Annotated in this window: 8 protein-coding genes; all 8 read right to left on the reverse strand. The window is 70.9% G+C overall.

What is annotated here, in order from left to right; genetic code table 11:
• Positions 1 to 76 precede the first annotated feature (76 nt).
• The 8 genes from ACFCV8_RS34440 to ACFCV8_RS34475 all read right to left on the reverse strand — a co-directional run bounded on the left by ACFCV8_RS34440 (position 77) and on the right by ACFCV8_RS34475 (position 7,961).
• Positions 77 to 2,911 (reverse strand): DEAD/DEAH box helicase, encoded by a 2,835-nt coding sequence (locus ACFCV8_RS34440; protein WP_376689448.1) that lies wholly within the window; start codon positions 2,909 to 2,911, stop codon positions 77 to 79.
• Between the two features lie 44 nt (positions 2,912 to 2,955).
• The gene (locus ACFCV8_RS34445; RefSeq protein ID WP_376689449.1) at positions 2,956 to 3,864 is read right to left on the reverse strand and encodes a diacylglycerol kinase; all 909 of its coding nucleotides are present in this window, start codon (positions 3,862 to 3,864) and stop codon (positions 2,956 to 2,958) included.
• A 17-nt stretch (positions 3,865 to 3,881) separates the two neighbouring features.
• Complete coding sequence (gene tatC, locus ACFCV8_RS34450; RefSeq protein ID WP_376689450.1) at positions 3,882 to 4,832, reverse strand: twin-arginine translocase subunit TatC; 951 nt, start codon at positions 4,830 to 4,832, stop codon at positions 3,882 to 3,884.
• A gap of 65 nt (positions 4,833 to 4,897) precedes the next feature.
• Positions 4,898 to 5,191 (reverse strand): Sec-independent protein translocase subunit TatA, encoded by a 294-nt coding sequence (gene tatA, locus ACFCV8_RS34455; RefSeq protein ID WP_376689451.1) that lies wholly within the window; start codon positions 5,189 to 5,191, stop codon positions 4,898 to 4,900.
• Between the two features lie 273 nt (positions 5,192 to 5,464).
• On the reverse strand, positions 5,465 to 5,665 hold the full coding sequence (locus ACFCV8_RS34460; protein ID WP_376689452.1) for a hypothetical protein: 201 nt from the start codon (positions 5,663 to 5,665) through the stop codon (positions 5,465 to 5,467).
• Positions 5,666 to 5,722: 57 nt separating this feature from the next.
• Positions 5,723 to 6,001 carry a hypothetical protein gene (locus tag ACFCV8_RS34465; RefSeq protein WP_376689453.1) on the reverse strand — a complete coding sequence of 93 codons (279 nt, stop codon included), beginning with the start codon at positions 5,999 to 6,001 and terminating at the stop codon, positions 5,723 to 5,725.
• 18 nt (positions 6,002 to 6,019) lie between these two features.
• A complete protein-coding gene (locus ACFCV8_RS34470) occupies positions 6,020 to 6,991 on the reverse strand; it encodes a helix-turn-helix transcriptional regulator (RefSeq protein ID WP_376689454.1) in 972 nt (323 codons plus the stop codon).
• Between the two features lie 16 nt (positions 6,992 to 7,007).
• A complete protein-coding gene (locus ACFCV8_RS34475; RefSeq protein ID WP_376689455.1) occupies positions 7,008 to 7,961 on the reverse strand; it encodes a helix-turn-helix transcriptional regulator in 954 nt (317 codons plus the stop codon).
• Positions 7,962 to 8,021: the final 60 nt, after the last annotated feature.

Consider the following 8,021-nt stretch of genomic DNA (forward strand, 5'->3'; position numbering starts at 1 on the left):
CCCCGGACCGAGGTCCGGGGACGCCGCGCGTGCGCCCATTGCACCGGCCCGGGGCTCAACCCGCCGGAGCTTCGCCTCAGCCGACCGAGCTGTAGGCCACGACCCCCCGCAGGACCGCTTCCACCGCCTTGTGGGCGCTCCGCGCCACGGAACTCCCGTCCTTCGGCGCGGCGGCCGCGATCTGCCCCAGCACGTCGATCACCTGCTTGCACCACCGTACGAAGTCCCCGGCCGGCATGTCCGCCTCGCCCAGCACCTCGTCCAGCGTCCGACCCGACGCCCACATGTAGACCGCCCAGGCGAAGCCGAGATCGGGCTCGCGCTGCCCGACGCCCTCCGCCTGGTTGATCTTGAAGTCCTCCTCCAGGGCGTCCAGCCGCCCCCAGATCCGGACCATCTCGCCCATCGCCGTCTTCGCCGGCCCGGCGGGCAGCTTCGGCGCCACGGCGTCGTCGGCCTGCCGTGCCTCGTACACCAGCGCCGAAACGCACGCAGCGAGTTCGGCCGGGTTGAGCCCTTCCCAGACGCCCGCCCGCAGGCATTCGCTGGCCAGCAGGTCCAGCTCGCCGTAGAGACGGGCCAGACGGCGCCCGTGCTCGGTGACCTCGTCGTTCCGCAGGTAGTCGAGCTCGGTGAGCAGCGCGACGATCCGGTCGAAGGTGCGGGCGATGGTGTTGGTCCGGCCCTCGATCCGCCGCTCCAGCTGGCGGGTGTCGCGCTTCAGGCGGTGATAGCGCTCGGCCCAGCGCGCGTGGTCCTCGCGCTCGTCGCACCCGTGGCACGGGTGGGCGCGCAGTTCCGCGCGGTAGCGGGCGATCTCCCGGTCGTCGGCGGCGGCGGACCGCCCCTTGCGGTGCCGATCGGGCACGATGTGACCGGCCTTGGTCCGCAGCGCGGAGGCCAGGTCGCGGCGCGACTGCGGGGAGCGCGGGTTGAACGACTTCGGCACCCGCATGCGCTCCACCGCCTCCACCGGCACCGGGAAGTCGATCGAGGCGAGCCGCTTGACCTGGCGCTCGGCCGTGAGCACCAGCGGCCGCGGACCGTCGTGGTACTCGAGGCCGCGATGGCCGTGCGCGTTGGTCCGGCCGGCGGGCAGCCCGGGGTCGAGGACCAGGGCGAGCCCGGCGAACTTGCCGGTGGGCACGTGGATGATGTCGCCGGGCTTCAGCTTCTCCAGCGACGCCGCCGCCGCGGCCCGCCGCTGGGACGCGCCCTGCTTGGCCAGCTCGGTCTCGCGGTCCTTGAGCTCGCGGCGCAGCCGCGCGTACTCCTCGAAGTCACCGAGGTGGCAGGTCATGCCCTCCCGGTAGCCCTCCAGTCCCTCCTCGTTCTTCTGGACCTGGCGGGAGATGCCGACCACCGACCGGTCGGCCTGGAACTGCGCGAAGGAGGTCTCGAGCAGCTCGCGCGAGCGGTGCCGGCCGAACTGGTGCACGAGATTCACGGCCATGTTGTAGGACGGCCGGAAACTGGAGCGCAGCGGGTAGGTACGCGTACCGGCGAGCCCGGCCAGCGCACCCGGGTCCATGCCGCGCTGCCAGAGCACCACGGCGTGACCCTCGATGTCGATGCCGCGCCGCCCGGCCCGCCCGGTGAGCTGGGTGTACTCGCCGGGGGTGATGTCGGCGTGCTGCTCGCCGTTCCACTTGACGAGCTTCTCCAGCACCACCGAGCGCGCGGGCATGTTGATGCCGAGGGCGAGGGTCTCGGTGGCGAAGACCGCCTTGACCAGCCCGCGCACGAACAGCTCCTCGACGACCTCCTTGAAGGTCGGCAGCATGCCCGCGTGGTGGGCGGCGATGCCCCGCTCCAGCCCTTCGAGCCACTCGTAGTAACCCAGGACGTGGAGGTCCTCGCCGGGGATGGACGCGGTCCGCTCCTCGACGATCTCCCGGACCAGAAGCCGCTTGTCCTCGTCGTTGAGCCGCAGTCCGGCGTGCAGGCACTGCTGCACGGCGGCCTCGCACCCGGCCCGGCTGAAGATGAACGTGATGGCGGGGAGCAGCCCCTCGGCGTCCAGCCGGTCGATGACCTCGGGCCTGGACGGCGTCCAGATCCGGCTGCGCTGGCGACGCTCGCGCTCACGGTCGGCCTCGCGGACCATCTTGCCGCGGCGGCGCTCGCGGGGGTTGTAACCGCGCTGGTTCTCCATCCGGGCGAGGCGGACCAGATCGGGGTTGACCTCGCGGCGGCCCGCTCCGCGCCCGCCGTGGTCGGTCTCCTCCTCGAAGAGGTCGTATATCCGGCGGCCCGCCAGCACGTGCTGCCAGAGCGGCACGGGGCGGTGCTCGGAGACGATGACCTGGGTGTCACCACGCACGGTGTCCAGCCAGTCGCCGAACTCCTCCGCGTTGGACACGGTGGCCGACAGCGACACCAGCGTCACGGAATCGGGGAGGTGAATGATCACTTCCTCCCAGACGGCGCCGCGGAACCGGTCGGAGAGGTAGTGCACCTCGTCCATCACCACGTAGCCCAGGCCCCGCAGCGCCTGGGAGCCCGCGTACAGCATGTTCCGCAGCACCTCGGTGGTCATGACGACCACCGGGGCATCGGCGTTGACGCTGTTGTCGCCGGTCAGCAGGCCGACCTTCTCCGGTCCGTAGCGCTTGACCAGATCGGTGAACTTCTGGTTGGACAGTGCCTTGATGGGGGTGGTGTAGAAGCATTTGCGGCCCTGCTCCAGGGCCAGGTGCACGGCGAACTCGCCGACGATCGTCTTGCCCGAGCCGGTCGGGGCCGCGACGAGCACGCCCTTGCCCGCCTCCAGGGCCTCGCAGGCCTCGATCTGGTAGGGGTCCAGATCGAATTCGTACAGCTCACGGAAGGGCGCGAGTGCGGTGGCCAGCTCGGCTGCACGCGTCCGAGAAGCCTGGTATCGCTCAGCGGGTGAGAGGTCCTCTGTCATCTTGCATACGAGCCTACCCGCCGCCCATGACAGTGACGCGATCTTTAAATGACGGGGGCCGGCCCCGGTGCGAGTACCCGCACGGCGCCCGGAACACAGGTCGCGGTGAGCGGCAGCGCCCCGAGCTGTTCACCGTCCGCGTACGCCGTGACACCGGCCGCCGCCAGCTCGATCGAGGAGACCCGGTGCACGGAGACCTTGGGGTGGCTGAGGTGAGTCCCCTTGTAGACCCGGGGGAAGACCTTGAGCAGGGTGGTGCGGCTGCAGTCCCCGACCACGGTCACGTCGAAGAGCCCGTCGTCCATGACGGCGTCCGCGCAGATCCGCATGCCGCCGCCGTACGTCGTCCCGTTGCCGACGGCGATCAGGGTGGCCTCGATCTCCCGGACCGGCCCGTCGTCCAGCCTGACGCGGTACGGGATGGGCTTGAACGCGGCGAGTTCGGCGACGATCGCGAGGTCGTACTTGAACCGGCCGCCGACCCACCGCATCCGGTTCCCGCGGTCGTTGACCCGGGAGTCGAAGCCGGAGGCGAGAACCGAGCCGAACCACCGCTCGCCGACCCGGCCGAGATCGATCTCCCGTACCGCCCCGCCCTTCAGCGCCTCGGCGGCCAGCCGCCCGGCGGCCGCCGGTTCGCGGACCGGCAGCCCGAGCGCGCGGGCGAAGTCGTTCCCGGTGCCGACGGCGACGACCCCGAGCGGGGTCCTTGTCCCGGCGACCGCCTGGAGGGCGAGGGACATCATGCCGTCCCCGCCGACGGCTATCAGCGCCCCGGTCCCGCCCTCGACGGCCTCGCGGGCCCGTCGCAACGCGTCGTCGGCGTCCACGCCGAGCACCGTGCGTACGGAGAAACCTGCGTCCCGCAACGCCGAAGCGGCCGGCTGCGCGGCGTGCGCGCCCCGGCCGCTTCCCGCGGTGGGATTGACGAAGAGGGTGATCTCGCTGGTCACCCGGGGACCCTACAAGGTCAGGTGATGTCGTCGTAACCGTTGAGCGGGTCACGGTCCGAGTTCGACTGCGAGGGCAGTGACCTGGTGGACGAGACGGACTCGACCTCACCGATCTCCTCGGGAGTGAGATCCAGCTCCGAGGCTTCGTCGTCGTCGGGTCCGGCCGCCGCGATCCGTGCCTTGCGCCGGTCGTTGAGGAGCGAGACCGCCGTGGCCGCGAAGTAGAGCACCCAGATCGGTCCGGCGAGCAGCAGCATGCTCACCGGGTCGGTGCTGGGCGTGGCCACCGCCGCGAAGACGGTGATGCCCATGATCATGCCCCGCCACCAGCCGAGCATCCGCTTGCCGGTGAGGATCCCGCCGACGTTCAGCATCACGAGCAGCAGCGGCAGTTCGAAGGCGAGCCCGAAGACCACCACCATGCGCGTGATCAGGTCGAGGAGCTCGTCCAGCGGCAGCTGGTTGTCGAGGTCGGCCGGGGAGAATTCCAGCAGCACCCGCGCCATGGTGGGCAGCGTCTTGTACGCGAAGAATCCGCCGGCGAGGAAGAGCGGGAACCCCGCGCCCACGAAGGAGAGCGAGTACTTCTTCTCGTGCTTGTGCAGCCCCGGGGCCACGAAGGCCCACAGCTGGTAGAGCCAGACCGGGGACGAGAGGACGACACCGGCCATCAGGGAGACCTTGAGGGCCAGGGTGAACGGCGTGAGCAGACCGTTCAGCACGATGCGCGCGCAGGTGGCGTCGCTCTTCTTCGCCAGCTCGGCGAAGCTGTGCTCGCAGCCGACCGACTTCAGCACCGGGTTGGTGAAGAACTCGATGATGTCCTTGTAGAAGAACGCGGCCACGATCGTGACGATGACGATCCCGAGCAGGCCCTTGGCCAAACGGTTACGCAGCTCACGCAGGTGCTCCACCAAGGGCATGCGGCCCTCTGGGTCCGTCTCCTGCTTGCGGGCAGACTTGAGCAACCCACGTCCTCATCTCGTGCAGCAGGCCCTTGCCGATCAGCGCGCCTGCGTCGGCCCGTTTCTTGTCAGCGCTTGGTCGAGTCGGTCGGCTCACCGACCGGACGCGAGCTGGTCACATCGCCGGGCGCGGCCTTGATGGTACGCGGTGCGGCCTGGTCCTGGGCGGCGTCGTTGGCGGCCGGCTCGGCCGGCGTCGCCGAAGGACCGCTCTCGGACTTCATGGCCTTGGCCTCGCTCTTGAGGATGCGGGCCGACTTGCCGAGCGAGCGAGCCATGTCAGGAAGCTTCTTCGCGCCGAACAACAGAACAATGACGACGAGGATCAGGATGATCTCGGGAGCGCCGAGCCTTCCGAACATATGCGTGTACCTTCTCACCGAGGCAGCAGGGGTGGGGCGGATGGAACCTCGGACAAGGACGTCCGATCTTCTTACCGTCAGCGATCGTATCCCGCAGGAGTAAACGCAGGGCAATACCCATGCATCCGTGCGATTACGGCCCATGCCTCGCTCTCAGGGCCGCCGTGAGCAGCGTACCCTTCCGGTCGGCGAAACTGGAGGCCGCGCCCGGTCGGATCGATCCGCCCAGCTCACAGCCGTTCGCCGGGGCACGGGACAGGCGCGAAGAAGCCCCTACGGACGCAACGCCTCGCCGTTGGCGGCGAGGTCGGTCGCCGCTCGCTCCAGGTCCTCCGCGGCACGGGTGATGCGCTGGGTGGTACGCGTCACCTGCCGCCCGAGCCGCTGGACCTCGACGAAGACCCTGACGGCCAGTACGCCGAGGACGGCGATCCCGAGAAAGCCCAGGGCGATGGCGAGCATGGGCCAGAACATGCGCGGAGCCTCGATGTGTCTAGATGGTCGGACGATGTGCGACGGCAGGGGGGCGGTTCAGCACCCCTGGGGAGTGGTGTGCAGACGCAGCGTCCGCACGCCGCCCCGGGTGAGCAGTTCGACTATCCGCTCCCCGGCGGGCTTGCGGACGGCCGTGCCGCACCGCGGGCAGGTGAAGGAGTAGAACGTCGTTCTGCGGCTCGCCCCCACGGCCAGGCGGAGGGCCGCCGCGGCCAGTTCGAAGCGCTCGCGGCAGTCCGGGCAGGCGGCCTTGAACCGTACGGACTCGGAGACCACCACGGTCGGAACGCCCGACACCACGGACATCTGGCTCATATCTCCCTCGGTATCCGCTCAGACCGCGCCGTCGTCGTGGCCGTCGTCGTACCCGGCGAGCGCCGCACGGGCCGCGTCCCGCGCGCTGCGCGCCAGCTCCGGCGGGGAGACGATGCGGCCCTCGCCGCCCAGCCGCAGCGCGAGTCTGCGCAGCGAGGCCGGATCGGGGGTGCGCAGCGCGATCCGCAGTCCGCCGTCGGGCAGCTCCTGCGCGCTGTCGTGCGGGTAGTACTCGGCGACCCAGCGTCCGCCGGGGCCCACCTCGACGATGACTTCCGGGTCCTCCGCGGCCGGCTGGACGAGTCCCGCGGACAGGTCGCGCAGCTCCAGCTCGGGCGGTGCGGCGGGCTCGTCCAGCAGGCGGATCGCGGCGACCCGGTCGAGCCGGAAGGTGCGCCGGTCCTCGGAGGAGCGGCACCAGGCCTCCATATAGGTGTGCCCCACGGCGAACAGCCGGATCGGGTCCACCTCGCGCTCGGTCAGCTCGTCGCGCGCCGGCGAGTAGTAGCGCAGCCAGAGCCGGCGGCGCTCGGAGATGGCCCGGTCGACCTCGGCGAAGACGCCGCCCTCGGACTCGAAGGTGACCGAGAGCCGCGAGCTCGCCGCCCCCACCTCACCGGCCGCGGTCTCCAGCTTCGCGGTGGCCCGCAGCAGCGCCTGCCGGTCGCTCTCGCGCAGCCCCGGCAGCGTGGCCACCGCGCGGGCGGCGACCAGGAGCGCGGTCGCCTCGTCGGCGGCGAGCCGCAGCGGCTCGGCGACGTCGTCCGGGTTGTGCCACCAGATCCGGTCGCCGTCGGTGTCGATGTCGAGCAGGTCCCCGCCGCGGAAGCTGGTACCGCACATGGGCAGCACGTCGAGGTCCGAGATCAGCTCGTCCTCGGTGATCCCGAAGGCGCGGGCGACGTCCTGGACGTGGGCGCCGGGGCGCTCGCGCAGATACGTCACCAGCGAGAGCATCCGGCGGGTCTGGTCGATCGCGTTCGTGGCCATGGGTGGCGCTTCTCCCTCAGTCCTTGGCCACGGCGCGCAGCCGGTCCACCACATCGGCCCGCAGGTCGGCGGGTTCCTGTACGACGACGTCCGGACCGAACTCGACGAGCCAGGCGTCCAGGCCGTGTCCGTACGGAATCTCCAACTCGTCCCACCCGTTGCCGAGTTCCCGGACCGCGACGGCGCGCGAACGCAGCGGGTAGCCGGCGCCCGTGCGCAGCCTGATCCGCGCGGTCCTGGTGGCCGTCTCGCCCGCCCAGCTCTCGACCGTCTCGCGTACGGTCACGACGTCGGGCACCTCGGCGGTGAACGCCCCGGCCCGGGAGCGGACCCGGCCGGTGATGCGGGAGAGGCGGAAGACCCGCTCGGCGCGGCGGTCCCGGTCCCAGCCCGCCAGGTACCAGTGGCCTCGCCAGCACTCCAGCGTCCACGGCTCGACCTGGCGCTGCTCGGGCGTGGCGGCGTTGCCCTTGCGGTAGTCGAAGGTGACCGGGCGGCGGTCGCGGCAGGCCAGCATCAGGGGCTCGAAGGCCGCCTCGTGGACGGGGATGCGCGGTTCGAGGGCGCTGTGCACCTCGTAGGCGTCCTCGGCCTCCGGCATGCCCGCGGCCCGCAGCTTCTGGAGGGCGCCGCTGGCCGCACCGGCCAGCCGGGCCTGCTGCCAGACCTTGGCGGCCAGCCCGAGCGCGGCGGCCTCCTCGGCGTCCAGAGTGATCGGGGGCAGGCGGTTGCTGTCGCGACGGGCGAGATAGCCGGTCTCGCCGTCCAGGTTCTCCACGGTCTCGATGACCAGACCGAGCTCGCGCAGATCGTCCTTGTCGCGCTCGAACATCCGGTTGAAGGCGTCGTCGGAGCCCGCTTCCAGATAGGCCTCGATGGATCCGCGCAGTTCGCGCTTGCTGAGCGGACGGCGGGTCCCCAGCAGACACAGCGCCAGGTTCATCAGCCGCTCGGCCTTGGCAATCGCCATCGACGCCCCTTCTGTTTCGCTCTACGACGGTCGACCGTACCGCCCCGCGCTGCCGGGACA

Source organism: Streptomyces sp. NPDC056347 (assembly GCF_042262625.1).
GTDB lineage: Bacteria > Actinomycetota > Actinomycetes > Streptomycetales > Streptomycetaceae > Streptomyces.